Raw genomic sequence first — 24,456 nt, forward strand, 5'->3', positions numbered from 1 at the left:
TGCTCCCTTGTCATGACTGGTACGTCCGCACGTAGTCGAACCGGGCTGTCGTACCGGTGCCGCCCATCGAGATCAGACCGAGCTTCAATGGTCCGGCGTCGGCGGGCAGGTACCAATAGCTGCCCCACTGCCAGTGCCGGCCGTCCAGACTCGTCGCTGCCTGGAACAAGTGCTCGCCGGTGACCGGCTGGGTGGTGTGGCGCAACCGCAGCCACATGGTGTCGGCGCTCGGCCCGAGCTGGATCGCCTCGGCCCAGGGGGTTGCGTCTGCTCCAGGCCACAGGAACGCCTGCTGTACGGCGCCTGTGCGCGTCGGTGCGAGCTGTAGCGATTGTGTTCGCGAGGCCCACGCGATCAGGCCGGCGCGGGCATTGCCGGTGCTGCCTGCGAACGGCAGCGACAGCCGGGTCTCGACGGTGTAGTCACCTTGCGGGGCGTCGCGGAGCAGGACGGTGGCGAGGTTGTCTTCCTTGCTGAGGTCGTTGGCTTGGGTGTCCCACACCAACTGACCGTTCTCTAGGCGGCCTTGGTTCGGTCCGGTCCATTGCCAGCGCGAGTCCACGGTGTCGAACTCGTCGCTGAATCCAGGCAGGAGTTTGCCGATCCGCGGGTCCGGGGCCTTGTTGGTGACCGGCTCGTAGAGCTTCGTCATGGCGAGGTTGTCGCCTTGCGCCGAACCTGTCAGGCCGATCTGGGCGGGGCCCGCAAGCCCGTTCGCGAGCCGGATGTCGAGTTCGCCCAGCGCGTTGTCGCCGAGTGCGGGCGCGACCTGCACGGTTGCCCGGTCGCCGCGTACTTCGACGCTCACGGAGTGCCAGGTGTCGTACCGGAAGCCCTGATAGAGCGGGGTCTCTGCGGTGCCGGCGAGCTTTCCGCCGACGCGCTGTTCGACGCGGAGCGAGCCGCGAGACGGATCGAGCCAGGCGACGGAATAGTTGCGCGGCGAGTGGTAGGCGAAGACGAGTCCTGCCTTGCCGGTCGACGTCCGCAGATCGCCTTCGACGCGGTAGTCGGCCGGTCCGCCGGTCTGGCTCACCAGGAGTGACGAGGCGTCGGCGGATTCGGCGTACCCACCGCTCGACGCGTCCTCACCGATCGTCCAGTCGCCGCTGAGCGCGCGCCAGTCGGACAAGTCGCTGAACGAACTGCCGACGGCCGGCGTCGCGGCGGGCGCGGGCTGCGGCTGGTCGGAGGTCCACAGGCCGGCGCGGACCGTCGGCCAGCCGCCGACCCAGTCGAGGCGGTCCATGGACTGCGGCCGGCCGCCCCAGGTGTGGTCGGCGCGGATGTCGGAGTTGACGAGATTCCACTGCTGCCCGGCGCGGTCCACCGTGACCGCGTTGTGCCCGGTCGCGGAGAGCGAGTTGCCGTTGAACGAGTTCACGATCGTGCCGCCGGGCCGCGCGGCGGTGAGCGATACGCCGTTCTCGTCCACGAACGGACCGGTCGGCGAGGTCGAGCGGCCGACGAGCACCGGGTAGCCTCCGCCGCCGACGTTGCCGATGCAGCAGCCGTAGCCGGAGTAGAACAGGTAGTACCAGGGGCCGCGCTTGGTCACCCAGGTGCCTTCGCCGCGCTCACCGGCGACAACCTGCTGCGACGTACCGACCGTACTGCGGCCGTCGGGCGCGAGCCGTACCACGTGCAGCCCGCCGCGGCGGAACGAGCCGTAGTACAGGTACTTCGTGCCGTCGTCGTCGATGAACATCATCGGGTCGATCTCCATCACCTCGCTGTCGGCGACGAAGTCCACGACCGGATGGCCGATGTCCTTCCACGGGCCGGCCGGCGAGTCGGAGATCGCGAGCCCGATCGCGGCGCCGAGCGGCGTCGAGCTCGGTGCGGAGTAGTACATGTAGTACTGGCCGTCGACGTACCGGACGTCCGGCGCCCAGTACCCCTTCTGCGGCCAGGGCGCCCACTCCGGATGGTTCCCGGCGCTGAACGCGTCGCCGAGGAACTCCCAGTGCACGAGGTCGGTGGAACGCACCATCGGGATCAGGTGCTGCGGACCGCCGTTGTCGGCGTTCTCACGAGTCAGGCTGGTGTTGGTGGCGTAGGAGTACCAGGCGCCGTCCTTGGCGCGGATCAGCCCGACGTCGGAGAACGCCTGGGCGATGTCGCTCATCAGCGGATTCGTGTAGGCAGGTTGTTGCCGGGGCGCCGCGCCGACCGGCGGCAGTCCGACGACGGCGATCAGCACCGCCGCCAGGCCGGCGAGGAGCAGACGGAACGACACGGTTCGGTGCATGACAGCAGGTCCTCACTGGGCGGGGGAGGTCTGACAGAGATCAGTGCTGCTCCGCGAGCGGATCGCGGCGCCGTGTTATCGATCACCCAGACCGTAAGTGATCGATAACATCCCCGCAAGGCCTCATCGCGCGGAGCTTTCGCGGCCGCGGATCGCGCGTCGGCAGGTGTGGTCCGGGGTGCGGTGGGACACTGCGTAAGGGCGGGGTCACGAAAGGAAGCGGTGGAGCCATGCGTATCGCTGACGGAGTAGGTCTTCCGCTGCTGGCTGAGGCGGACGTCAACGCGCCGTGGAACGCGCACGACACCCGGGTGCTGATCGTCGCCGTGCTGGGGATCGGCATCATCGTGGCGCTGATCGTCGCGTTCAAGGTGCACGCGTTCCTGGCCCTCACGATCGGGGCGCTGTTCGTCGGCCTCGCGTCCGGGATCGGCGCGGGAGCGGTCACCAAGTCGTACGAGAACGGCGTCGGCAGCGTCCTCGGGTACGTCGGCGTACTGATCGCGCTCGGCGCCATGGTCGGCAAACTGCTCGCCGACTCCGGCGGCGCGGACCAGGTGGTCGACACGCTGCTGCGCGGCAGAGCCGGCGGGCTGCCGTGGAAGATGGCGCTGATCGCGTTCATCATCGGCATCCCGATGTTCTTCGAGATCGGCCTGGTGCTGCTGATCCCGGTCGTGGTCCTCGCGGTCCGGCGCACCGGTGCCCGCGCCATGCTGCTCGGGATCCCGGCGCTGGCCGGCCTGTCCGTCCTGCACGGTTTCGTGCCGCCGCACCCGGGTCCGCTGGCCGCGATCGGCGTCCTCGGCGGCAACGTCGGCATCACGCTGGCGCTCGGCCTGCTGGTCGCGATCCCGACGGTGATCGTCGCCGGGCCGGTGTTCGGGCGGCTGGCGGCGCAGTGGGTGCCGATCGGGGCCGCCGGCGCGGCGCTCGAGGTCGGCGCCGGGCATCAGCAGGCCGAAGTGCACCCGGGCGGTTCGTCCGGTGCCTCGGCCGGCTCGGCCGGTACCGGATCAACTGGTGCCGGCTCGGTCGGGTCTGCTGGGTCTGCTGGGTCTGCTGGAGACGCGGTGCTGGACGGGGACGTGCCGGCCGGTGCGGTGCGGACCCGAACGCCGAGCTTCACCGCGACGATCGTGACGGTCCTGTTCCCGGTGGCGCTGATGCTGATCAAAGCCGCGTCCGACGTCTGGATGAGCAAGGACAACCCGCTCTTCCCCGCCCTGCAGTTCATCGGCGATCCGGTCGTGGCGCTGCTGATCGCCGTCCTGCTCGCGATGTACACCTTCGGCACCGCGGTCGGTTTCGGCGTCCCGGAGCTCAGCCGGAAGATCGGCGAGAGCCTGCTCCCGATCTCCGGCGTGATGCTGATCGTCGGCGCCGGCGGCGGGTTCAAACAGGTCCTGGTGGACGGCGGGACCGGTACGGCGATCGCCAAGATCGCGATCGCGGCGAACCTGTCGGCGCTGCTGCTCGGCTGGATCGTCGCGGTCCTGATCCGGCTCGCCACCGGCTCCGCGACAGTCGCGACGGTCACCGCCGCGGGCATCGTCGCGCCGCTCGCGACCGGCGAGAGTACGACGTACCTGGCCTTGGTGGTGCTGGCGATCGGCGCCGGTTCCCTGTTCTTCTCGCACGTCAACGACGCCGGGTTCTGGCTGGTCAAGGAGTACTTCGGCATGACCGTCGGCGAGACCATCAAGACCTGGTCGGTGATGGAGACCATCATCTCGGTGATGGGCCTGGCGATGACACTGCTCTTGTCCGCCTTCGTCTAGCGCGTCACGGGCTGCCAACGGCTGATGAGGTCGTGGGCCGGCGACGCGTCCCGGGGGAGCGGCTCGGCATGGATGGTCGCTGCGGCCAGGTGAGGTACGGCGTCGATCAGGGCGCGCTCCACCTGGTGGCTGAGATGGTGCGCGTCGACGAGCGACGTACTGGACTCCACGGTGATCCGCGCTTCGGCGCGCAGGGTGTGGCCGAGCCAGCGAAGGCGGACGCCGGTCACGTCGAGGACGCCGGGAACGGCGCGGGTGACCTGCTCGGTCCGGTCGACGAGCGCGGGATCGACCGCGTCCATGAGGCGGCGGTACACCTCGCGGGCAGCGTCCCGCAGCACGAACAGGATCGCGACCGTGATCACCAGGCCGATGATCGGGTCCGAGAGCGGGAAGCCGAGCCAGGCGCCGACGGCGCTGAGCACGACGGCCAGGCTGGTGTACCCGTCGGTGCGGGCGTGCAACCCGTCCGCGACCAGCGCGGCCGAGCCGATCCGGCGCCCGGTGCGGATCCGGTACTGCGCGACGAGCTCGTTCCCGGCGAACCCGACGACACCAGCGACCGCCAGCACCCCGACCTGGCGGACTTCGGCGGGATGGACGAGCCGTGTGATCGCCTCGTATCCGGCGTACGCCGCCGAGGCCGCGATCAGCAGCACCACGACCACGCCGGCCAGGTCCTCCGCGCGCCCGAATCCGTAGGTGTACGAGCGGGTCGCGACGCGGCGCCCGGCCAGGAACGCGATCGCCAGCGGGATCGCGGTGAGCGCGTCGGCGTAGTTGTGCAGGGTGTCGCCGAGCAGGGCGACCGACCCGGTCCGGACGACGATCACGGTCTGGATCGCAGCGGTGAGGAAGAGTCCGGCGAAGCTGAGTTGGAGACAGCGGATGCCTTGCCGGCTGGTCTCGAGCGCCGCGTGGCCATGCCCATGACCATGCCCATGACCATGCCCGTGTGATGTCTTCACCTTGCGCATACTACCTGCGCAAGCATGCAGGTACGCAAGTATGCAGGCAGCGGTTAGGCTCGGCGGTATGCACTCGTCGATCGAGGACTTCGAGATGCCGAACGAGGAGCAAGTGCACCTCGCCGCGGAGTCGTTCCGGCTGCTCGCCGACCCGACCCGGATCAAGGTTCTGTGGGCATTGCTCCAGGGCGAGTCGTCGGTCGCCTGCCTCGCCGAGCTGGCGGGCGCCGCGCCCACCGCGGTCAGCCAGCACCTGGCAAAGCTCCGCCTGGCCGGCCTGGTCAAGGGACGTCGCGAAGGCACGTTCGTCTACTACTCGGCGGCCGACCACCACGTGCAGCGCCTGCTCGATCAGGCGTTGTTCCACGCCGAGCACCTGGATCTGCCGGACTAGCTCAGCAGCGTGCTCAGGTGCTGCTCGTGGATCAGTTGCCGGGCGATCGAGCCGGGGCGTTCGAGCTGCAGCGTCTGCGGTGCCTCGGGAAGGCGGAAGCCGAGGGTGGTCACGGTGTCGAGGCAACGATTCGCGCCCATGACCGCCCAGCCCGTGCGCGCTTCCGGGGCGAGGTCGAGGTCCTCGGCAAGGAGCAGTTCGTCGGCGAGCCAGGCGCGGGTCGAGGTACGCAAGGTGCCGCCGGTCTCCCCGTGCCGGCCGAGGACGAGCGACTCGCGCAGGTGTGCCGTGCAGCCGGCGTCAAGACGGGCGGTCGTGGTACGGGTGACGTCGGCGCCGGCCGAGACGACGAAGGGTTCGGCGTACCACTGCAGGCTGGCCCCGTCGGTCAGCCGGATGTCGACGTCCCACCGGGCGGACCCGCCACGCATGCCGTAGGCAACGGTTCCGGCGGTCTCCACGATCTCCAGCCGTACGGCGCCGGAGACCGCGATCTCGATCCGTACGTCGTCGCCGGCGAGCAGCAACGCGCCCGCGGCGACCAGCGCCACCCGCACCACGCCGGCCGCGCCGGGCAGTTGCCGGGGTGACAGGTGATCCGTGGTCAGCAGGCAGCGGTCGCGGACCGGGTCGGCGACAACCTCAATGCGTGTGGACATGGGTGATGACTTCGCCGTTCTCCCCGACGTGCGAGTGCGGGGCCATCGGGCCGGGATCAACGGGCGTGTGGTCGCCGGTGCGGACCGCGGACGCCATTGACCGCACCCAGTCCTTGAGCCGGGCGACCGATGCCGCGTCGGTGCGGGAGAGCGCGATGACGGGTTTGCCGTCGCGGGCCTGCTCGGCGTCCTTCACCATCTGCCCGACGTCGACCCCGACGTACGGTGCGAGGTCGGTCTTGTTCACGATCAGCAGGTCGGCGCGCGCGATCCCGGGACCGCCCTTGCGCGCGACGTCGCCGCCGCCGGCGACGTCGAGGACAAAGATCTGTGCGTCGACGAGCGCGGGGGAGAAGGTCGCGGTGAGGTTGTCGCCGCCGGACTCGACCAGGACGACGTCCAGCGGGGCGAAGTCGCGTTCGAGGTCCTCGACCGCGATCAGGTTCGGGGTGACGTCGTCGCGGATCGCGGTGTGCGGACAGGCGCCGGTCTCGACGGCGCGGATCCGTGCCGGGTCGAGGACGCCGGCCGCCCTGAGCATCCGCGCGTCCTCGTCGGTGTAGATGTCGTTGGTGATGACGCCGAGCCGGAGATCGGTGGACAGTTCACGGCACACGGTCGCGATCAGCGAGCTCTTCCCGGTGCCGACCGGGCCGGCGACACCGAGCCGGAACGAGCGCGTCTCAGGCAGATCAGGCATGGAACAACCTCATTCTCTCGATGGCGTGGTTGTGCGCGAACACGTCGATCAGGGGAGCGCCGCCGGCCGGCACGGAATGCGGGTCGGTGAGCGGTGCGACGTCCTTGACGAGCCGCTCGATGTCGTCGTGGAGGCTGGCCAGCCAGGTCGCGGCGTCGGCCGGATCCACGGGCAGCAGCTTGAGCGACGCCGACATCACGGTCTGCGCCTCCTCGTACGCGACGGTCCGCGCCAACTGTTCCGCGGACAGCCCGGTCACCGCACCGACTACCCCAAGTACCACGGGCCGAGCGACCTCACCGTCGTCCGGCAGATACGCGCCGACCTCCGGCCAGACCCGCCGAGCCAGCCGCAGCAGCAACCGCCCCTGCCGTCGCGCCACCCCCCGCGCCACCTGACTAGGCACCCGAGCCGCCCAAGCGTCCTCAATCACCCCAACCCACACACCCCCACCACCCCGCGGCGGCCCACCTCCGGCCGCCCGGACCGCCCTCACCCCCTCCCGCCCAGCAGCTTGTTCGTCGACTCGTGGAGGGTGGCTGGACATTTGGTGCCGTTCTTCACGACTCGGCGAATCGGGGGAGGACCAATGCACACGACTCGGCGAGACAGGCGTTGCAGATTGGAGGGCGAGGTGGCGGGTGACCACGGCCGCTGCGGCCTCGACCCGGGTGACGGTGCGGAGGCGGTCGCGGGCGTAGGTCGCGACGTCGGCGAGTTGTTTGCCGTCGGCACCCAGACCTGCACGCACGGCGGGCTCTAACCCGGCCGACTGGGTGTGGCCGCCGGTCGGAAGGCGACCGTCGGCCAGCATCAGCGCAACCAGTTCGGCGTTCCCCATCAGAACATCGCGTACAGCTGGGCCAGCGGAAGCACCGACGCCGGCGCCGGCTCGACCAGCTCGCCGTCGACCTTGATCGCGAACGTCTCCGGGTCGATGTCGATCGCCGGCAGCGCGTCGTTGTTCTTCAGGTCCGCCTTCGTGACGCCGCGCGTCGGCCGGACGCCGAGCAGCTCCCGGCGCAACCCGAGCCGCTCGGCCAGTCCGTCCTCGAGCGCCGCCGGGGACACGAACGTGTACGAGAGATCCGCACCGACCGCGTCGCCGAACGCGGGCCGCATCAGCACCGGCTGCGGCGTCGGGATCGACGCGTTCGGGTCGCCGAGCGCGGCCCAGGCGATCGCGCCGCCCTTGATCACCAGGCTCGGACGCACCCCGAAGTACCGCGGGTCCCAGAGCGTCAGATCGGCGAGCTTGCCGGGTTCGACCGAGCCGACGACGTGGTCGATGCCGTGCGCGATCGCCGGGTTGATCGTGTACTTCGCGACGTACCGGCGGACTCGTTCGTTGTCGGCGACCTCGCCGAGCGGGCCGCGGCGGTGCTTCATCACGTGCGCGACCTGCCAGGTCCGGGTGATCACCTCGCCGATCCGGCCCATCGCCTGCGCGTCCGACGAGGTCACCGAGAGTGCGCCGAGGTCGTGCAGGATGTCCTCGGCCGCGATCGTGGTGGCCCGGATCCGGGACTCGGCGAACGCAAGATCCTCGGGTACGTCGGGGCTGAGGTGGTGGCAGACCATCAGCATGTCGAGGTGCTCGGCGACGGTGTTGACGGTGTGCGGCAGGGTCGGGTTCGTGGAGCCCGGGATGACGTGCGGGTACGACGCGATCGACAGGATGTCCGGCGCGTGCCCGCCGCCCGCGCCCTCGACGTGGAACGCGTGGATCGACCGCCCCGCGATCGCGCCGAGCGTCGACTCGACGTACCCGGCCTCGTTCAGGCTGTCGGCGTGCAACGCGACCTGCAGACCCCACTCGTCGGCGGCACGCAGAGCGGAGTCGATCGCGGCCGGGGTCGAGCCCCAGTCCTCGTGCACCTTGTACCCGGCGGCGCCGGCCAGTGCCTGTTCGGCGAGAGCCTCGGCGCTGACCGTGTTTCCCTTGCCGAGCAGGAGAATGTTGAGCGGTACGGCGTCCAGCGCGCGATGTATCTGCTCGAGATGCCATGCGCCGGGCGTGACCGTGGTGGCCTTCGAGCCCTCGCTCGGCCCGGTGCCGCCGCCGACGATCGTGGTGATCCCTGTCGCGAGCGCCTCGTGCAACTGGGAGGGGGACAGCAGGTGGACGTGCGAGTCGATCGCGCCGGCCGTCAGGATCCGTCCCTCGCCGGCGATCACGTCGGTCGACGGCCCGATCCGCAGGTCGGGATGGACGCCGTCGGCGATGTCCGGGTTACCGGCCCGGCCGAGCGCGACGATCCGGCCGTCGCGCAGGCCGACGTCGGCGCGGACGATGCCCCACCAGTCCATGACCAGCACGTTGGTGATCACGGTGTCGGGCGCGCCTTCCGCGCGTGTCGTCATCCCTTGCGCCATCGACTCGCGAATCGATTTGCCGCCGCCGAACACCACCTCCTCCCCGCCGACGGTGAAGTCCTGCTCGACCTCCACCCACAGATCGGTGTCACCCAGCCGCACCTGATCGCCCACCGTCGGCCCGTACAGCGCGGCATACGCGGCGCGCGAGATCTCAACCACGGCTCACCTCGCCTGGCGTGGCTTGGGTGTCAGGCTTCAGCTGGATCCCGGGGACACGACGGTTGCCGCGCAACGTCACCAGGTCGACCTCGCGGGAGGTGCCGGGCTCGAAGCGCCGCGACGTACCTGACGGGATGTCCAACCGGAAACCACGGGCAGCCTCGCGGTCGAACTGGAGCGCCGCGTTGGCGTCCGGGAGATGCAGGTGCGAGCCGATCTGGATCGGCCGGTCACCGGTGTTCACGATCACCAGTCGCAAACGCTCGTCGTCGGTGCGATCGGCGTTCAGGCGAATGGTGCCCGGCCGAACACGAACGGCTCCGGGTGGTGTGGTCGGGGCCGGGAGCGGGGATGCTTTGTCCGCGCCCTGTCCTTCCTTGCTAAGTCTATCGTCGTCGGCCATGGAATCTGCCTTCAAATGATCGGGCTGTGGATAGTCACGAGCTTGCGGCCGTCCGGGAACGTGGCTTCGACCTGGACGTCGTGCAGGAGTTCGGAGACTCCGGGCATGACCTGGTCGCGGGTCAGGACCGTGCGGCCGGACTCCATCAGGTCGGCGACGCGGGCGCCTTCGCGGGCGCGTTCGATCACCCAGGTGCTGAGCAGGGCGACGGCTTCGGGATGGTTGAGCAGCACTCCCCGGGCCAGCCGGTCGCGAGCGACCATGCCGGCCACGGAGAGCAGCAGCTTGTCGACGTCGGCGGGACTGAAGTTCATCGGTGTGGTCGCAAGGGTTGCGCCCTCGCTGACGCGATGGCGCAACCGCCGCTGGCTCCCTTCAGGATTGGGGCTGATCGGCAGCTCGACAGTACGTATACGTCTGCTCGCCGGTGAACCAGCCGCCGGTCAGGCGTGTGGCCGCGGGCGGCGGACGAATACCTCCTGTCGAGCTGCAGAGTTCCACGGGCTAGTGGGCTGGTAGGACGTGGTCGGCGACCTTGTCGGTGCTCAGGCACAGCGAGCAGACAGCTGCGTCGTGGGTCGCACACGCGGTCATGTCCGGGCGTTCGTATTGCTGCCGGCACACGTGGCACGTCAGCACCTCGCCGGACGGATTGCCGTGCTCGTCATACATCGGCAGGTCCAGCCCGTCGTCGGTCCGCCGCAGGTAGTACTTGCCGCGCGTGATCGCGGCCAGCAGCGGCGGCAGGACGAGAGCCAAACCGATCGCGACCAGCGGCGAGTAAGGCTTGATGCCCGCGCCGAGCCCGCCGAAGAACACCAGAATCGACACGCCGGCGGCCAGTGCCATCGACACGAAGCCGACCGGGTTCACCGCGTACAGCATCCCGCGCCGGAACTCGGGAGCCTTCGGAGACAGGCCCAGCAGGTACTTGTTGAAGACGATGTCGGAGGCAACGACCACGATCCACGCCATCCCGCAGTTCGCGTAGAACCCGAGGATTGTGTTGAGGAAGTCGAACATGTTCGCCTCCATCAGCACCAGCGCGATCACCAGGTTGAACCCGAGGAACACCAGCCGGCCGGGGTAGTGCCTGGTCAGCCGGGTGTACGAGTTCGTCCACGCGAGCGACCCGGAGTACGCGTTCGTCACGTTGATCTTGACCTGGCTGATGACGACCAGGACGACGGCCAGCGTCATCGCCAGCCACCCGGGCAGGAACCCGCGGTAGATCTCCAGGAACTGGTGCACGGGCTGGTTCGCGATCGCGGACGAGTCGGCGACGTTCGCGATCAGGTAGACGGCCAGGAACAGGCCGATCACCTGCTTCAGCGCCCCGAAGATCACCCAGCCCGGTCCGGCCAGCAGCATCGCGGTCCACCACCGGCGCGAGTTCTCCGGGGTCTTCGGCGGCATGAAGCGCAGGTAGTCGATCTGCTCAGCGATCTGCGCGATCAGCGACAGGCACACCCCGGCGGCCAGCAGCATCGAGCCGAAGTCCGCGTCCGGGCCGTAGTCGAAGAACGTCCCGACCGACGACGGGTGCGACACGAGCAGGTAGCCGAACGGCAGCACCATCAGGATCAGCCAGAGCGGTGTCGTCCACACCTGCAGCGTGGACAGCACTTTCATGCCGTAGATGACCAGCGGGAAGATCACCAGCGTCGAGACGGCGTACCCGAGCCAGAGCGGCACATGCAGCCCCAGTTGAAGGCCTTGCGCCATGATTGAGCCTTCGAGCGCGAAGAAGATGAACGTGAACGACGCGAAGATCACGTTGGTGACGACCGAGCCGTAGTACCCGAAGCCGCTGCCGCGGGTGATCAGGTCGAGGTCGATGTTGTAGCGCGCGGCGTAGTACGCGAGCGGCAGGCCGGTCGCGAAGATCACCACCGCGAAGATCGCGATACCCCACAGGGCGTTGGTGGTTCCGTACGAGATCCCGATGTTCGCGCCGATCGCGAAGTCGGCGAGGTAGGCGATCCCGCCGAGGGCCGAGACGGCGACCACGCCGGTCGACCATTTCCGGTAGCTGCGCGGCGCGAACCGCAGCGTGTAGTCCTCGAGCGTTTCCCGGGTGGCTGCGGTCTGTCCCGGTCGCAGATCGGTGGTGCGGCGGTCGAGCGAGGGTTCAACAGTCATGGGCGGAACTCCTGCGGCACCTTCGGGCGAGCGGTGCTCCGGCGGACCGGCGACGCTGCCGGCGGGGATGCACCCGAATGGAAGGAACCTAGGAACGCCGTGTTACCTGCGTGTTGCCGAGCTGCTACGTTCCTGTATTTCCATCTGGAAATACTTTGAAAGCATCACCTCGAGACCGCGCTGGGCCTCGGCGAGACGATCGGCGACCGTCGTGCCGACGGGGGAGAGTGCGGTGACGACCCGCCGCTTGTCACTGGCATGGACGCGGCGCAGCACCAGGCCGCGCTCGACCAGCTTGTCGACGTGGCGGGTGAGGCTGGCGGCCGGCAGTACGGCGGACTGGGCGAGCACGGACATCGCCTGTCCGGGCTCCTCGTGGAGCGCGGCCATGATCCGCCACTGCTCCATGGTCAGCCCGAACTCGGCGAGCAGTGGCTGCAGGCCCAACTCGAACTGGCGCTCCATCCGCTTCAGCAACAGCAGCATGCCGCACCTCCTCCTCGGTTCGGGTGGTGGGAAATATAACCGGCGGCTCGCGGTTCCGCCGCATTGTCGGACAGACTTGGCCCGGACCGGAGGAGGTGACTGTGCGGCGTAGCGAGGTGCTGCCGATCGCCTTTGTGGTGCCGATGCAGGGGCCTACCGGGATCTACGGGCCGTCCTGCCACGCCTGCGGGCAGCTCGCCGTCGAGCAATTGAACGCGCGGAACGGGATCGCCGGCCGACCGGTCGAGCTCGTGCACGTCGATGCCGGCCGGTCGCCCGAGGTGGTCGCCGAGGACGTGGGCCGGCTGGTCGACGCGGGCCGGGTCGAGGCCGTGGCGGGCTGGCACATCTCGGCCGTCCGGGTCGCGCTCACCCGGCGGATCGGTGGGCGGGTCGTGTACGCGTTCGCGGCGATGCACGAGGGCGGCGACGACACGCCCGGCGTGTTCATGCTCGGCGAGCGCCCGGTCAACCAGCTGCTCCCGGCGGCGCACTGGCTGCGCGAACACCACGGTGCCCGGCGCTGGGTTGTCGTCGGCAACGACTACGTCTATCCCCGGGTGACCGGCTCGGTGGCGCAGGAGGCCTTGCAGGACGGCGGATCCGAGATCGTGCACGCCGAGTACGTCCCGCTCGGTACGTCGGACTTCCGGCAGGTGATCGACGGGCTCGGGGCGACCGGCGCCGACGGCGTGATCATGCTCCTGATGGGGCAGGACGCGGTGCATTTCAACCGCCAGGTCGCGGCCGGCGGACTGAGCGAGCGACTGCTCCGCCTCAGCCCGGCGATCGAGGAGAACACCCTGCTCGGCGCCGGCCCGGCGGCGAACCACGGCGTCTACGCGGCCGCGGCGTACTTTGACAAGCTGACGACGGTCGAGAGCAGCGAGTTCGCGCGGGACTACTACGCCCGCTTCGGGCCCTTCGCGCCGGCGCTGAACGCGGTCGGCGAGTCCTGCTACGAGGCGATCCGGTTCCTCGCCCGCCTCGGCGAGGTCAGCGGCACGATCGCGATGTCGGCCGCCCTGCCGAGCGGCCATTTCTACGACAGCCCCCGCGGTCTGCTGCGCCTCGACGGCAATCTGGTCGATCAGGACGTGTACCTGGCGGTCGCCGACGGTCTCGAGTTCCGGATCCAGGAGCAGATCGCCCGCACTGGCTAACCGTTGTGAACCACCTCAATGGTTAGGGTGGGATATGGACGTCGACGAGCGGTTCGAGTGGGAAGGCCGATCGATCGCGTGGGGCCGTGCCGGCAGTGGTTCGCCGGTGGTGTTCTGTCACGGGACACCATTCTCCTCGCGTGTCTGGTCGCGGTACGCCGACGCGCTGAGTGCCGATTTCACGGTGCACCTGTGGGACATGCCAGGGTACGGCGAATCGTCCATGCACCCGGATCATGCGGTGGACTTCGGAGCACAGGCCAAGGCGTTCGCGGCGTTGCTGGAGCACTGGGGACTGGACAGGCCGCACGTAGTCGCGCACGACTTCGGCGGCGCGGTCTCGCTGCGCGCCACGCTGGCCGAGAAGGCGGCGTACGCGTCGTTGATGCTCGTCGACGTGGTGGCGATCCCGCCGAGCGGTTCGCCGTTCTTCCAGTTCGTGAAGCGGTACCCGACGACGCTCGACGAGCTGCCGCCGTACATCCACGAAGCGATCCTCCGGGCTTATGTGAGTGCCGCGAGTCATCGCGGTCTGCGGGACCACGAGCTGGCCGAGCTCGTCGCACCGTGGTGCACGGATGCCGGACAGCCCGCGTTCTACCGGCAGATCGCGCAGTACGACGAGGAGTTCCTGGCCGAGAACGAGCGCGAGCTGGGCGATCTGGCGATCCCCGTGAAGGTGCTGTGGGGCCGCGACGACGCCTGGATCCCACCGGCGACCGGCCGGCGGCTGGCGGAGCTGATCCCCGGAGCGTCGTACGCCGAGGTGCCGGACGCGGGCCACCTGGTGCAGTACGACGCGCCGGTCGCGCTGGCGACCGAGCTGCGGGACTGGCTGTATTTCTGACCGGTTTCGCGGCTCTTTTCACAGGTGACGAGATCTGCGGTGGTGGTCGGCGGCGGGATCGTGGGGCTGGCTGTGGCGCGAAGCCTCCAGCGGCTCGACCCCGGTACGCCGGTGATCGTGCTGGAGAAGGAGCCGGCGGTCGGAGCGCACCAGACCGGGCACAACTCGGGCGTGGTGCACTCGGGGCTCTATTACCGGCCGGGGTCGCTGAAGGCGCGGTTCGCGGTGGCCGGTGGTGCGGCGCTGCGCGAGTACTGCGCGGAGAAGGGCATCCCGCTCGACGTCCCGGGGAAGCTGGTCGTCGCGACCACCGACAGCGAGCTGCCGCAGCTCGACCGGTTGTTCGGGATCGGCCGCGAGAACGGGGTGCCCGTACGCCGCCTGAGCCTGGACGAGGTCGCCGAGCGGGAGCCGCATCTGCGGGTGAAGGGCGCCCTGGCGGTCGACTCCACGGGCCGGGTGGACTTCAAGCTCGTGGCGGCCGCGCTCGCCGAGGACGTGCGGGCGGCCGGCGGCGAGATCCGGACCGGCGTGTCCGTGACGACTGTCGAGAACGCGGGCTCGGTGGTGCGGGTTCGGACGGCGGACGACGCGGTCGAGGCCGATCGGGTCGCGGTGTGCGCCGGGCTGCACAGCGATCGGCTGGCGCGCGCGTCCGGCCTCGAGCCCGGCGTGCGCATCCTTCCGTTCCGCGGCGAGTTCAGCGAGCTCGTGCCCGGGCGGGAGCATCTGGTGAAAGGGCTCGTCTACCCGGTGCCCGATCCCGACCTGCCGTTCCTCGGCGTGCATCTGACGCGGGGTATCGACGGCAGCGTCCATGTGGGGCCGAACGCCGTGCCTGCGCTGTCCCGCGAGGGGTACTCGTGGTCGCGGATCGTCGTCCGGGACGTCTGGGAGTCCGCGACGTACCGCGGGTCCTGGAAACTCGCTCGCAGGTACGCCCGGACCGGCGCGAAGGAGATCGTCCGCTCACTCACCGGCCGTGCGCTGGTCCGCGAGGCGCGGCGGATGCTTCCCGAGCTTCAGGTCGCCGACGTACGGCGGTCCGGTGCGGGGGTTCGCGCGCAGGCCGTGACCCGGGACGGCAAGCTCGTCGACGACTTCCTGTTCCTCCGCGACGGTCGCGCGCTGCACGTCCTCAACGCGCCTTCACCGGCCGCAACCGCCTGCCTGGTCATCGGCGACCGAATCGCCGAAGAACTCTCCGCCGACCGAGCCTGACCGAACGGCGTCCCGCGCGTGACCGGCCTGATCGAGCCGTGATTTCACACCGGCGCAACAGCCGGGCAATCTGGGCCCGGGACGCTGTCAGGCATGGATTCGTTACGGACGACACTCACCGGTGGAACGGCCTGTGAGGTGTGTGGACGGTTGCCCCACCCGCGGCGCCTCCGCCTGACGTTGGCGAAACTCGTGGCGGTCGCACCCGTGGAGCTCGCCCTGCACGCCGTCGTGCTGGCGGCGCACCCGCCGTACCTGATCTCGGTGGCCGTGCTCGCGACCGCGACGACGGCGCTGGTGATCTGGGTGGTGGAGCCGTCGACGATGCGGCTGCTGCGGTCCTGGCTGCACGCCCCGAGGGTCCGTCCACGGCACGGGATCGGAACCTTGTGGCGGATCCGTGTCACGCTCGACGACCGGGCGGGAGCGCTGGAGAGTCTCACCCGGCGGCTCGCGGTGCTCGATGCGAACATCCTGGGGCTGCACGTCCATCCGATCGACGACGGTGTCCGCGACGAGTTGGTGGTTTCGACCCCGGACGACGTGACGGCGGCCGACCTGGAGATCGCCGTGGAGTCGGGCGGCGGGCGGGAGACGCACGTCTGGCCGACGACCGCGCTGGCGCTGGTGGACGGGCAGACGAAGGCGCTCAGCCTGTCGGCGCGTGTGGTCGCGGACCCGGCGGAGTTGCCGCACGCGGTCGCGGAGCTGCTCGGCGCGCGGCTGGTCACCGACCGGGTGACGCTCGCCGGTCAGCTTCCCGGCGACGCGACGGTGCTCAAGGTGCCCTCGCCGTGGACGGGCCTGTTCGTGTTCAGCCGTCCGGGCGAGCCGTTCACGCCCGCCGAGTCGGCCCGCGCACACCGCCTCGCCGAGCTGGCCGAGGCGGCGCAGACCAGCACGCGATGAGTCAGCGGGCGTCCCAGCCGCGCCGGGGCGAGTGCGTCGTCGGCCGGGCGTCGCGGCTGCGGTAGACGATGTACGGACGGGTGAGGTAGCCGAGGGGCGCGCTGAAGACGTGGACCAGGCGGGTGAACGGCCAGAGCGCGAAGAGCGCGATCGCGACGAGACCGTGGAGCTGGAAGGTCAATGGAGCCTCAGCCATCAGATCCGGGTGCAGATCGAAGCGGAAGATGCCGCGGAACCAGATCGACACGCCTTCGCGGTAGTCGTAGTCCCCGACCAGGTTCGCGACCACCGTGTTGGCCAGACCGAGCAGGATCACCGTCGCCAGCACGACGTACATCAGCTTGTCCATCCGCGTCGTGGCGGAGAAGACCGGACCGACCGTACGACGGCGATAGATGAGGATCGTGAGGCCGACAAGCGTGCAGAACCCGGCGATCGCGCCGATCGACACCGCGAAGAAGTGGTACAGCCCCTCGGAGACGCCGACGGCGTCGGTCCAGGACTTCGGGATGCCGAGTCCCATCACGTGCCCGAGGAACACCGCGAGGATGCCGAAGTGGAACAGCGGGCTGCCCCAGCGCAGCAGCCGGTCCTCGTACAGCTGCGACGACCGCGTGGTCCAGCCGAACTTGTCGTACCGGTACCGCCAGATGTGCCCGACGACGAACACGGTCAGGCAGACATACGGGAAGACCACCCACAGGATCTCGTCCATCAGCGCGCTCCGGGAAACGTCGGCATCGGGAGGACGGCCGGATCGAAGGCCGGGGTCGCGTACGGCGTGAGCCCGACCTCCTCCTGCGGCGGGCCCTCGGCGGCGAGCCGGGCGATCGCCTCCCGTTCGTCGCCCTGCAGCGGCGGCAGCGTCGCGGTGACCGCGAGCACCGCGCCGTACCAGGGCGAGTCGCCGTCGGCGAGGGCGATCCGGAGCAGTTCGAGCCCCGCGCGGTGGTCGAGCAGCAGCCGGTGGCCGAGCTTCTGGTCGACCGTCGCGGCGTACTCCAGGACGACGCAGAGGTGATCGGGCAGCTCGGAGTCGTCGAGGACGAAACCGGATCGCAGGTAGGTCTGCTTGAACCGCAACAGCGCGACGCCGCGGCGGCGGGTGTCGCCGTGGGCGAAGTACGTGAGGTAGAGGTTGTGCCGGCGCCGGCTGTCGAATGTCTCGACGTACCGCGCCTGCAGGTCCGGAAGGTTGCCAACAGCAAGCTGTTCGAGCGTGGCCGTGAGCGGTTCGGCGAGGCTGCTCGGGAGCCGGTCGAGGGCACGCCGGACCAGCGGCAGACGCTCGACCAGAACCTCGTCGGGGTAGTCGAGCAGCAAGGACGCGGACTGCCAGGCGATCGTCAGCTGTCCGGCCGGCAGGGCCGGGGCGGGATGCTTCATCCGGCGTGCTCCTCGTCGTCCGGCCGCGGCGGGAACAGGCCGTCGGGCTTGCCTTTGCCGTCCCAGTTGAGCAGGTTGACCCGCGCCTGCTTGTCCTCCGGCGAGGCGATCCCCTCCGAGGTCTGGCGGTCCTTGAGCATCTGGAAGTTCTCGACGGCGATCGGCGTCGGTACGCCGGAGCCCTCGCCGAACGGCCCCGACCCGCCCATCCCCGGTCCGCCCTCGTAGTCGAGCGAGCAGGCCAGCTCCTCAAGATCGTGCGCCTGCTCGGCGTGCGCGGCCGGGATCACGTAGCGCTCGTCGTACTTCGCGAGAGCGAGCAGCCGGTACATGTCGTACACGTCCTCCTCGCTCATCCCGACCGCCGCCGGGATGCTGCCGTCCGGATCGCGGCCGAGGTTGATGTCACGCATGTACGAGCGCATCGCGGCGAGCTTGCGCAGCACCTGGTCGACCGGTGCGACGTCGCCCGCGGTGAACAGTTCGGCGAGGTACTCGACCGGGATCCGCAGCGCATCGATGGCCGCGAACAGGTTGTCCTTGCGCTCCGCGTCCTCACCGGTCTCGCGGACCACGTCGACGACCGGTGACAGCGGCGGGATGTACCAGACCATCGGCAGCGTCCGGTACTCCGGATGCAGCGGCAGCGCCACGCGGAAGCGGTTGATCAGCGCGTACACCGGCGAGCGTCGGGCCGCGTCGATCCAGTCCGCCGGGATCCCGGCCCGCTCGGCCTCCCGCTGGACGGCGGGATCGAAGGGGTCGAGGAACACGTCCCGCTGCGCCTCGTACAGGTCCTGCTCGTCCGGCACCGACGCGGCGGCGAGCACCTTGTCGGCGTCGTACAGCACGAGACCGATGTAGCGCAGCCGGCCGACGCAGGTCTCCGAGCAGACCGTCGGGAGACCGACCTCGACACGCGGGAAGCAGAACGTGCACTTCTCGGCCTTGCCGGTGCGGTGGTTGAAGTAGACCTTCTTGTACGGGCAGCCCGACACGCACATCCGCCAGCCCCGGCACCGGTCCTGGTCGACCAGCACGATGCCGTCCTCGGTGCGCTTGTAGATCGCGCCGCTCGGGCAGGATGCCGCGCAGGACGGGTTCAGGCAGTGCTCGCAGATCCGCGGCAGGTAGAACATGAAGGTCTGCTCGAACTCGAACCGGACCTTGTCACCGACCTTCTTGAGGATCGGGTCCCGCTCGGCCGTCGCGGCGGACCCGCCGAGGTCGTCGTCCCAGTTCGCCGACCAGGTGATCTTCAGGTCGTCGCCGGACAGCAGCGACTTCGGCCGCGCGACCGGCGTGTGCTGCTGGGCCGGCGCGTCGGTGAGGTTCGCGTAGTCGTACGTCCAGGGCTCGTAGTAGTCGTGGATCGAGGGCAGCTTCGGGTTCGAGAAGATCGTCAGCAGCTTCTTCAACCGGCCGCCGGACTTGAGCGTCAGCCGCCCGCGTTTGGTGAGGGCCCAGCCGCCCTTCCACGTCTCCTGGTCCTCGTACGTGCGCGGATACCCCTGCCCGGGCCGCGTCTCGACGTTGTTGAACCAGACGTACTCGGTGCCGGTGCGGTTCGTCCACGCCTGTTTGCAGGTCACCGAGCAGGTGTGGCATCCGATGCACTTGTCGAGGTTCATGACCATCGCCATCTGCGCCATCACCCGCATCCGTACGTCACCTCCTGCGAGCGCTTGCGGATCACGGTGACCTCGTCGCGCTGGTTCCCGGTCGGCCCGAGGTAGTTGAAGGCGAAGGACAGTTGCGCGTACCCGCCGATCAGGTGCGAGGGCTTGATCAGCAGCCGGGTCAGCGAGTTGTGGATCCCGCCGCGTTTCCCGGACGTCTCGGCCAGCGGTACGTCGATCAGCCGGTCCTGCGCGTGGTGCATGTAGACCGTGCCCTCGGGCATCCGGTGCGAGACGATCGCCCGCGCGACCACCACGCCGTTGCGGTTCACCGCCTCGATCCAGTCGTTGTCCACGATCCCCACCTTCGCGGCGTCCTGGTCGCTCATCCAGATCGTCTGCCCGCCGCGGCTGAGCGACAGCATGAACAAGTTGTCCTGGTACTCCGAATGGATCGACCACTTGTTGTGCGGTGTCAGATAGCGAACTGTCACGCCGAGTTCGCCGACCGACCCGATCTCGGGCTCGGCGAACATCGCACCCATGTCCAGCGGCCCGCGGTACACGGGCAGGTTCTCGCCGAGCTCGGTCATCCAGTCGTGGTCGAGGTAGAAGTGCTGCCGGCCGGTCAGCGTGTGCCAAGGCTTGAGGCGCTTGACGTTGATCGTGAACGGCGAGTACCGGCGGCCGCCCGATTCCGAGCCGGACCACTCCGGCGAGGTGATGACCGGGACCGGCGCCGCCTGCGTGTCGGCGAACGTGATCTGCTTGCCCTCGTGCTCGGCCGCGAGGTCGTGCAGCGGCTTGCCGACGCGGCGCTCGAGCGTCTTGAAGCCCTCGGTGGCGAGCCGTCCGTTCGTCGTACCGGACAGCGCCAGGATCGCTTCGCAGGCGTGCACGTCACGCTTCAGCGACGGACGACCGTCGGCCGGGCCGCCGCGGACGGCGCCGTTCTTGGCGCGCAGGTACTCCACCGAGGCGGTCTCGTCGTACGTGACGCCCTTCGTGGTCGCGCCCAGCTGCTCCATCAGCGGACCGAGCGCGGACATCTTCGCCGCGACGGCCGCGTAGTCGCGCTCGACCTCGATCAGCTTCGGCATCGTGACGCCCGGCACCGGTTCGCACTCGCCGGCCTTCCAGTCGCGGACCGTGCCGTGCGGGGTGGCGAGCGCGTCCGGCGTGTCGTGCAGCAGCGGTACGGCGACCACGTCGCGGCGGGTGCCGAGCCGGGTGGCCGCGAGCGCGCTGAACTTCTCGGCGATCGTCTGCCACGCGTCCCAGTCGGTCCGGGTCTGCCACGGCGGCGCGATCGCCGGATTGAACGAGTGCACGAACGGGTGCATGTCGGTGGTGTTCAGGTCGTGCTTCTCGTACCACGTCGCGGCGGGCAGGACGACGTCGGAGAACAGCGTCGTGCTGGTCTGGCGGAAGTCCAGCGTCAGCAGCAGGTCGAGCTTGCCGCGCGGAGCCTCGTCGTGCCATTCGACGTCCCGCGGATGCACGCCTTCGCTCGCGCGCAACGAGGACCCGGCGCCGAGCAGATGCTCCAGGAAATACTCGTTGCCCTTGGCCGACGAGCCGAGCAGGTTGGCGCGCCAGATCGAGAGGATGCGCGGGAAGTTCTCCGGCGCGTCCGGATCCTCGCAGGCGAACCGGAGGTCCCCGGACTTCAGGTGCTCGACGATGTGCTCGGCGACCGGCCGGCCCGCGGCGGCGGCCTCGTCGGCGAGGTCGTGCGGGTTGCGGTTGAAGGTCGGGTACGACGGCATCCAGCCGAGCCGCGCGCTCATCGCGATCAGGTCCGCGGTGGTCTTGCCGGTCATACTGCCGGGCAGGTCCGAGAAGGCGTCCGCACCGAACGAGTCGTAGCGGAACTGGTCCGTGTGCAGGTACCAGTAGGCGGTCTGGATCATCTGACGCGGCGGCCGCACCCAGTCCAGCCCGAACGCGAGCTGCGCCCAGCCCGTGATCGGGCGGCACTTCTCCTGGCCGACATAGTGCGCCCAACCGCCGCCGTTCACGCCCTGGCAGCCGGTGAGCGTGGTGAGCGCGAGGAACGCCCGATAGATCGTGTCGGAGTGGAACCAGTGGTTGGTTCCGGCCCCCATCACGATCATCGACCGTCCTTTGGAGTCCTCGGCGTTCTGCGCGAACTCGCGGGCGATCCGGGCTGCCGCGGCGGCCGGTACGCCGGTGATGGTCTCCTGCCAGGCGGGGGTGTACGGCGCGAGGTCGTCGTACGATGCCGGCCAGTGGCCGGGGAGCCCGGGGCGCGCGACGCCGTACTGCGCGAGCATCAGGTCGTACACCGTCGTGACCAGGTGATCGCCGATGCGCCGGGTCGGAACGCCTCGTAGCAGCTGGCCGTCGGCGTCGAATCTCGGCAGCGTCACAGGAACGCTCTCACGTCCCTGCAGCGTCAGGAGGGGATCCGTGGAGCCCAGGTCCAGGTTCCACCGGCCTTGTCCTGCTTCGCCGAAGCGGTGGCCGAGGGAGCCGTTCGGAACTACCGGCCGGCCTGTCGTGGTGTCGAGGACCACAGGCTTGAACGCGGCGTTCTCCTCCGTGCTGCCGAGGTCGGCCGCGGTGAGGAACTTGCCGGGGCGGTAGCTGCCGTCGGTCTCGTCGAGGCGGATCAGGTACGGCAGATCGGTGTAGGTCTTCGCGTACTGCGTGAAGTACGGGGTCTCGCGGTCGACGAAGAACTCCTGCAGGATCACGTGCCCCATCGCCATCGCCAGCGCGCCGTCCGTACCGGGTGCTGCCGGCAACCATTCGTCGGCGAACTTCACGTTGTCGGCATAGTCCGGCGCGACCGCGACCACCTTCTGCCCGCGGTACCGCGCCTCCGCCATCCAGTGCGCGTCCGGCGTCCGCGTGACCGGCAGGTTCGAGCCCCACATGATCAGGTAGCCGGCGTCCCACCAGTCGCCGGACTCCGGTACGTCGGTCTGGTCGCCGAACACCTGCGGCGACGCGACCGGCAGATCGGCGTACCAGTCGTAGAACGACAGCATCGTCCCGCCGATCAGCGACGTGAACCGCGCGCCGGACGCGTGCGACACCATCGACATCGCCGGGATCGGGGAGAACCCGGCGATCCGGTCCGGCCCCCACTTCTGCAGCGTGTGCACGTACGCCGCCGCGACGAGCTCGGTCGCCTCGTCCCAGGTCGAGCGGACCAGCCCGCCCTTGCCGCGCGCGGACTTGTACCGCTGCGCGAGCTCCGGGTTGTCGACGATGTGCGCCCACGCCGCCACGGGGTCGCCGTACTGCGCCTTCGCCTGCCGGTACAGGTCGAGCAGGACGCCGCGGACGTACGGGTAGCGGATGCGCGTGGGGGAGTAGGTGTACCAGGAGAACGCGGCGCCCCGCGGGCAGCCGCGGGGCTCGTACTCCGGCTTGTCCGGGCCGACCGACGGATAGTCGGTCTGCTGGGTCTCCCAGGTGATGATGCCGTCCTTGACGTACACCTTCCACGAGCACGAACCGGTGCAGTTGACGCCGTGCGTCGACCGGACCACCTTGTCGTGGCTCCAGCGGTCGCGGTAGAAGTCGTCCGCGCCGCGGCCACCGCGTTTGGTGAGGGTGCGCAGGTCGTCGGAAACGGTGCCTTTGGTGAAGTAGCGACGGGTACGGATCAGAGCTTCGGTCAGCTCGCCGTCCAGACTCATGCGGCTCCCTCGATCGGTGTGGCGCGCGACTCCTGGGGACTCGGTTGAGCGGTCCTCCTCACAATGGTCAGCGTCAGCAGCAGCGTCAAGGCCGCCGTGATCGACAGCAGCGTCAGGCCGATCCCGTACGACTGCGTGCGGCCGTAGACGTAGCCCATGATCAGCGGCGGCACGAAGCCGCCCAGGCCGCCCGCGGCGCCGACGAGTCCGGTGACGCCGCCGACCCGGGCCGGGTCCGTCACCCTGGCGACCAGCGCGAACGTGGCGCCGCTGCCGGCGCCGAGCGCGGCAGCCATCCCCAGGAAGGCAATCGTCCCGACAGGCTGGAGCAACGGTGTCGTGGCCGCCACCGCGGCGCCGACGACCACGACGCCGTAGCAGCACGCCAGCACCGGGATCGGGCCGAACTTGTCCGACAGCCAGCCGCCGACCGGGCGCATCACGACGGCGACGACGACGAAACCGGCCATCCGGTTGGCCGCGTCCGCGGCGCTCAGGTCGTAGGCGGTCTTCAGGTACGACGGGAGGTATACCGAGAACGCGACGTACCCGCCGAACGCGACCGCGTACAGGATGCAGGCCTGCCAGCTGATCGGGAGCTTCGCGTTCGCGATCAGCCGCTGCGCGAACCCGCCCTGCGCCGGGCGGCGGTTCGGCGCGTCCCGGAGTACGAACCAGGCGATGACGGCGTACGCCGCGAGGCTGATCGCGGTGAGCAGGAACGGGATCTGGTGCCCGGCGTTGCTGTAGAGCTTGACCGTGGTGAGCGCGCTGATCGCCGTACCGCCCATGCCGGCGCCGAAGATGCCGATCGCCAGGCCGCGACGCTCCGGCGGGAACCACGCGTTCACGAACGGCACGCCGACCGCGAACGCGGTGCCGCCGATGCCGAGGAAGAACCCGCCGACCAGCAGTGCGGCGTAGGAGTCCAGCGCGAAGAACTCGATGAACAGGATCGGCACGATCGTCGCCGCGGACACCAGCGGGAACATCACCCGGCCGCCGTACCGGTCGGTGAGCGCGCCGATCGGGATCCGCCCGAGCGAGCCGACGAGCACCGGCACGGCGACCAGCAGCGCCACATCGGACTCGGTCAGCGTGCCGAGCGTGCCCTGGGTCCGGAAGAGCGGGCCGAGCGGGCTAAGCAGCGCCCAGGCCCAGAAGTTGAGCGCGAACCCGATCGTGGCGACGGCGAGCATCAACCACGGGGAACGTACTGCGGTCCTGTCGCCGCCGGTGCCAGCCATGCTGAGCAGCTTGCCGCCGCCACGGGCGTGGCAGTAGGGCCGAAGGTCCTCCGTGTGGCGGACACTGA

Annotated in this window: 22 protein-coding genes; 7 read left to right on the plus strand and 15 right to left on the minus strand. The window is 69.6% G+C overall.

Features of this window, described 5'->3' with window-relative positions; translation table 11 throughout:
- Nucleotides 1-10 precede the first annotated feature (10 nt).
- A complete protein-coding gene (locus tag ABZX12_RS08675; RefSeq protein WP_355691158.1) occupies nt 11-2,251 on the minus strand; it encodes a family 43 glycosylhydrolase in 2,241 nt (746 codons plus the stop codon).
- A 230-nt stretch (nt 2,252-2,481) separates the two neighbouring features.
- Between ABZX12_RS08675 and ABZX12_RS08680 the strand changes: the two genes are divergently transcribed.
- A complete protein-coding gene (locus ABZX12_RS08680; protein WP_355691159.1) occupies nt 2,482-4,032 on the plus strand; it encodes a gluconate transporter in 1,551 nt (516 codons plus the stop codon).
- On the opposite strand, the gene ABZX12_RS08685 is transcribed toward ABZX12_RS08680, so the two are convergent.
- Nucleotides 4,029-5,000, minus strand: a complete 972-nt coding sequence (locus tag ABZX12_RS08685) for a cation diffusion facilitator family transporter (protein ID WP_355691161.1) — start codon at nt 4,998-5,000, stop codon at nt 4,029-4,031. The two genes, ABZX12_RS08680 and ABZX12_RS08685, sit on opposite strands and share 4 nt — an antisense overlap.
- Before the next feature lie 67 nt (nt 5,001-5,067).
- Here ABZX12_RS08685 and ABZX12_RS08690 point away from each other — a divergent pair, with 67 nt between their 5' ends.
- A complete protein-coding gene (locus ABZX12_RS08690; protein WP_355691163.1) occupies nt 5,068-5,394 on the plus strand; it encodes a metalloregulator ArsR/SmtB family transcription factor in 327 nt (108 codons plus the stop codon).
- Here ABZX12_RS08690 and ABZX12_RS08695 read toward each other — a convergent pair.
- From ABZX12_RS08695 to ABZX12_RS08705, 3 genes are read right to left on the minus strand one after another with little or no spacing between them, the layout of a single operon-like run.
- The gene (locus tag ABZX12_RS08695) at nt 5,391-6,053 is read right to left on the minus strand and encodes an urease accessory protein UreD (RefSeq protein ID WP_355691165.1); all 663 of its coding nucleotides are present in this window, start codon (nt 6,051-6,053) and stop codon (nt 5,391-5,393) included. The two genes, ABZX12_RS08690 and ABZX12_RS08695, sit on opposite strands and share 4 nt — an antisense overlap.
- Nucleotides 6,037-6,753, minus strand: coding sequence for an urease accessory protein UreG (gene ureG / locus ABZX12_RS08700; protein ID WP_355691167.1), 717 nt, complete (start codon nt 6,751-6,753; stop codon nt 6,037-6,039). The genes ABZX12_RS08695 and ureG overlap by 17 nt, the downstream gene beginning before the upstream one ends.
- Complete coding sequence (locus ABZX12_RS08705) at nt 6,746-7,300, minus strand: urease accessory UreF family protein (RefSeq protein WP_355691169.1); 555 nt, start codon at nt 7,298-7,300, stop codon at nt 6,746-6,748. Before ABZX12_RS08705 ends, ureG begins: the two co-directional genes overlap by 8 nt.
- Nucleotides 7,301-7,387: 87 nt before the next feature.
- On the opposite strand from ABZX12_RS08705, the gene ABZX12_RS08710 reads away from it, so the two are divergent.
- Nucleotides 7,388-7,516: a hypothetical protein gene (locus ABZX12_RS08710; protein WP_355691171.1), complete on the plus strand. Its 129-nt coding sequence runs from the start codon at nt 7,388-7,390 to the stop codon at nt 7,514-7,516.
- Between the two features lie 77 nt (nt 7,517-7,593).
- Here the strand turns inward: ABZX12_RS08710 and ABZX12_RS08715 are convergent, their stop codons facing one another.
- The 5 genes from ABZX12_RS08715 to ABZX12_RS08735 all read right to left on the minus strand — a co-directional run bounded on the left by ABZX12_RS08715 (nt 7,594) and on the right by ABZX12_RS08735 (nt 12,322).
- The gene (locus ABZX12_RS08715) at nt 7,594-9,291 is read right to left on the minus strand and encodes an urease subunit alpha (RefSeq protein WP_355691173.1); all 1,698 of its coding nucleotides are present in this window, start codon (nt 9,289-9,291) and stop codon (nt 7,594-7,596) included.
- Nucleotides 9,284-9,694, minus strand: coding sequence for an urease subunit beta (ureB, locus tag ABZX12_RS08720; protein ID WP_355691175.1), 411 nt, complete (start codon nt 9,692-9,694; stop codon nt 9,284-9,286). Before ureB ends, ABZX12_RS08715 begins: the two co-directional genes overlap by 8 nt.
- An 11-nt stretch (nt 9,695-9,705) precedes the next feature.
- Nucleotides 9,706-10,008: an urease subunit gamma gene (locus ABZX12_RS08725; RefSeq protein WP_355691177.1), complete on the minus strand. Its 303-nt coding sequence runs from the start codon at nt 10,006-10,008 to the stop codon at nt 9,706-9,708.
- Between the two features lie 190 nt (nt 10,009-10,198).
- Nucleotides 10,199-11,836 (minus strand): hypothetical protein, encoded by a 1,638-nt coding sequence (locus ABZX12_RS08730; protein ID WP_355691179.1) that lies wholly within the window; start codon nt 11,834-11,836, stop codon nt 10,199-10,201.
- Nucleotides 11,837-11,938: 102 nt separating this feature from the next.
- The gene (locus ABZX12_RS08735; RefSeq protein ID WP_355691180.1) at nt 11,939-12,322 is read right to left on the minus strand and encodes a MarR family transcriptional regulator; all 384 of its coding nucleotides are present in this window, start codon (nt 12,320-12,322) and stop codon (nt 11,939-11,941) included.
- Nucleotides 12,323-12,423: 101 nt separating this feature from the next.
- Between ABZX12_RS08735 and ABZX12_RS08740 the strand changes: the two genes are divergently transcribed.
- The 4 genes from ABZX12_RS08740 (at nt 12,424) to ABZX12_RS08755 (ending at nt 16,462) form a co-directional block, all read left to right on the plus strand.
- The gene (locus tag ABZX12_RS08740; RefSeq protein WP_355691181.1) at nt 12,424-13,485 is read left to right on the plus strand and encodes a substrate-binding domain-containing protein; all 1,062 of its coding nucleotides are present in this window, start codon (nt 12,424-12,426) and stop codon (nt 13,483-13,485) included.
- A 34-nt stretch (nt 13,486-13,519) separates the two neighbouring features.
- The gene (locus ABZX12_RS08745) at nt 13,520-14,332 is read left to right on the plus strand and encodes an alpha/beta hydrolase (protein WP_355691183.1); all 813 of its coding nucleotides are present in this window, start codon (nt 13,520-13,522) and stop codon (nt 14,330-14,332) included.
- A 24-nt stretch (nt 14,333-14,356) separates the two neighbouring features.
- Complete coding sequence (gene lhgO, locus ABZX12_RS08750) at nt 14,357-15,553, plus strand: L-2-hydroxyglutarate oxidase (protein ID WP_355691184.1); 1,197 nt, start codon at nt 14,357-14,359, stop codon at nt 15,551-15,553.
- A gap of 93 nt (nt 15,554-15,646) precedes the next feature.
- Complete coding sequence (locus tag ABZX12_RS08755; protein WP_355691186.1) at nt 15,647-16,462, plus strand: amino acid-binding protein; 816 nt, start codon at nt 15,647-15,649, stop codon at nt 16,460-16,462.
- Between the two features lies 1 nt (nt 16,463).
- Here the strand turns inward: ABZX12_RS08755 and narI are convergent, their stop codons facing one another.
- The 5 genes from narI to ABZX12_RS08780 are packed head-to-tail and all read right to left on the minus strand — an operon-like array spanning nt 16,464 to nt 24,388.
- Nucleotides 16,464-17,177, minus strand: coding sequence for a respiratory nitrate reductase subunit gamma (gene narI / locus ABZX12_RS08760; RefSeq protein WP_355691188.1), 714 nt, complete (start codon nt 17,175-17,177; stop codon nt 16,464-16,466).
- Nucleotides 17,177-17,848 (minus strand): nitrate reductase molybdenum cofactor assembly chaperone, encoded by a 672-nt coding sequence (narJ, locus tag ABZX12_RS08765; protein WP_355691190.1) that lies wholly within the window; start codon nt 17,846-17,848, stop codon nt 17,177-17,179. The genes narI and narJ overlap by 1 nt, the downstream gene beginning before the upstream one ends.
- The gene (gene narH, locus ABZX12_RS08770) at nt 17,845-19,509 is read right to left on the minus strand and encodes a nitrate reductase subunit beta (RefSeq protein ID WP_355691192.1); all 1,665 of its coding nucleotides are present in this window, start codon (nt 19,507-19,509) and stop codon (nt 17,845-17,847) included. Before narH ends, narJ begins: the two co-directional genes overlap by 4 nt.
- Nucleotides 19,500-23,141, minus strand: coding sequence for a nitrate reductase subunit alpha (locus ABZX12_RS08775; protein ID WP_355691194.1), 3,642 nt, complete (start codon nt 23,139-23,141; stop codon nt 19,500-19,502). The genes narH and ABZX12_RS08775 overlap by 10 nt, the downstream gene beginning before the upstream one ends.
- Complete coding sequence (locus ABZX12_RS08780; protein ID WP_355691196.1) at nt 23,138-24,388, minus strand: MFS transporter; 1,251 nt, start codon at nt 24,386-24,388, stop codon at nt 23,138-23,140. Before ABZX12_RS08780 ends, ABZX12_RS08775 begins: the two co-directional genes overlap by 4 nt.
- Between the last annotated feature and the right edge of the window lie 68 nt (nt 24,389-24,456).

The organism is Kribbella sp. NPDC003505, from assembly GCF_040610875.1.
Lineage (GTDB): Bacteria > Actinomycetota > Actinomycetes > Propionibacteriales > Kribbellaceae > Kribbella.

Excerpts from the sequence above, each read along its gene's own strand:
- ABZX12_RS08695 (WP_355691165.1), bottom strand. The coding sequence starts at position 6,053 with ATGTCCACACGCATTGAGGTTGTCGCCGACCCGGTCCGCGACCGCTGC.
- ABZX12_RS08755 (WP_355691186.1), top strand. The coding sequence starts at position 15,647 with ATGGATTCGTTACGGACGACACTCACCGGTGGAACGGCCTGTGAGGTG.
- ABZX12_RS08705 (WP_355691169.1), bottom strand. The coding sequence starts at position 7,300 with ATGTCCAGCCACCCTCCACGAGTCGACGAACAAGCTGCTGGGCGGGAG.
- narI (WP_355691188.1), bottom strand. The coding sequence starts at position 17,177 with ATGGACGAGATCCTGTGGGTGGTCTTCCCGTATGTCTGCCTGACCGTG.
- ABZX12_RS08775 (WP_355691194.1), bottom strand. The coding sequence starts at position 23,141 with ATGAGTCTGGACGGCGAGCTGACCGAAGCTCTGATCCGTACCCGTCGC.
- ABZX12_RS08735 (WP_355691180.1), bottom strand. The coding sequence starts at position 12,322 with ATGCTGCTGTTGCTGAAGCGGATGGAGCGCCAGTTCGAGTTGGGCCTG.
- narH (WP_355691192.1), bottom strand. The coding sequence starts at position 19,509 with ATGCGGGTGATGGCGCAGATGGCGATGGTCATGAACCTCGACAAGTGC.
- ABZX12_RS08675 (WP_355691158.1), bottom strand. The coding sequence starts at position 2,251 with ATGCACCGAACCGTGTCGTTCCGTCTGCTCCTCGCCGGCCTGGCGGCG.
- ABZX12_RS08745 (WP_355691183.1), top strand. The coding sequence starts at position 13,520 with ATGGACGTCGACGAGCGGTTCGAGTGGGAAGGCCGATCGATCGCGTGG.
- ABZX12_RS08680 (WP_355691159.1), top strand. The coding sequence starts at position 2,482 with ATGCGTATCGCTGACGGAGTAGGTCTTCCGCTGCTGGCTGAGGCGGAC.
- ureB (WP_355691175.1), bottom strand. The coding sequence starts at position 9,694 with ATGGCCGACGACGATAGACTTAGCAAGGAAGGACAGGGCGCGGACAAA.
- ureG (WP_355691167.1), bottom strand. The coding sequence starts at position 6,753 with ATGCCTGATCTGCCTGAGACGCGCTCGTTCCGGCTCGGTGTCGCCGGC.
- narJ (WP_355691190.1), bottom strand. The coding sequence starts at position 17,848 with ATGAAGCATCCCGCCCCGGCCCTGCCGGCCGGACAGCTGACGATCGCC.
- ABZX12_RS08730 (WP_355691179.1), bottom strand. The coding sequence starts at position 11,836 with ATGACTGTTGAACCCTCGCTCGACCGCCGCACCACCGATCTGCGACCG.
- ABZX12_RS08725 (WP_355691177.1), bottom strand. The coding sequence starts at position 10,008 with ATGAACTTCAGTCCCGCCGACGTCGACAAGCTGCTGCTCTCCGTGGCC.
- ABZX12_RS08690 (WP_355691163.1), top strand. The coding sequence starts at position 5,068 with ATGCACTCGTCGATCGAGGACTTCGAGATGCCGAACGAGGAGCAAGTG.
- ABZX12_RS08780 (WP_355691196.1), bottom strand. The coding sequence starts at position 24,388 with ATGGCTGGCACCGGCGGCGACAGGACCGCAGTACGTTCCCCGTGGTTG.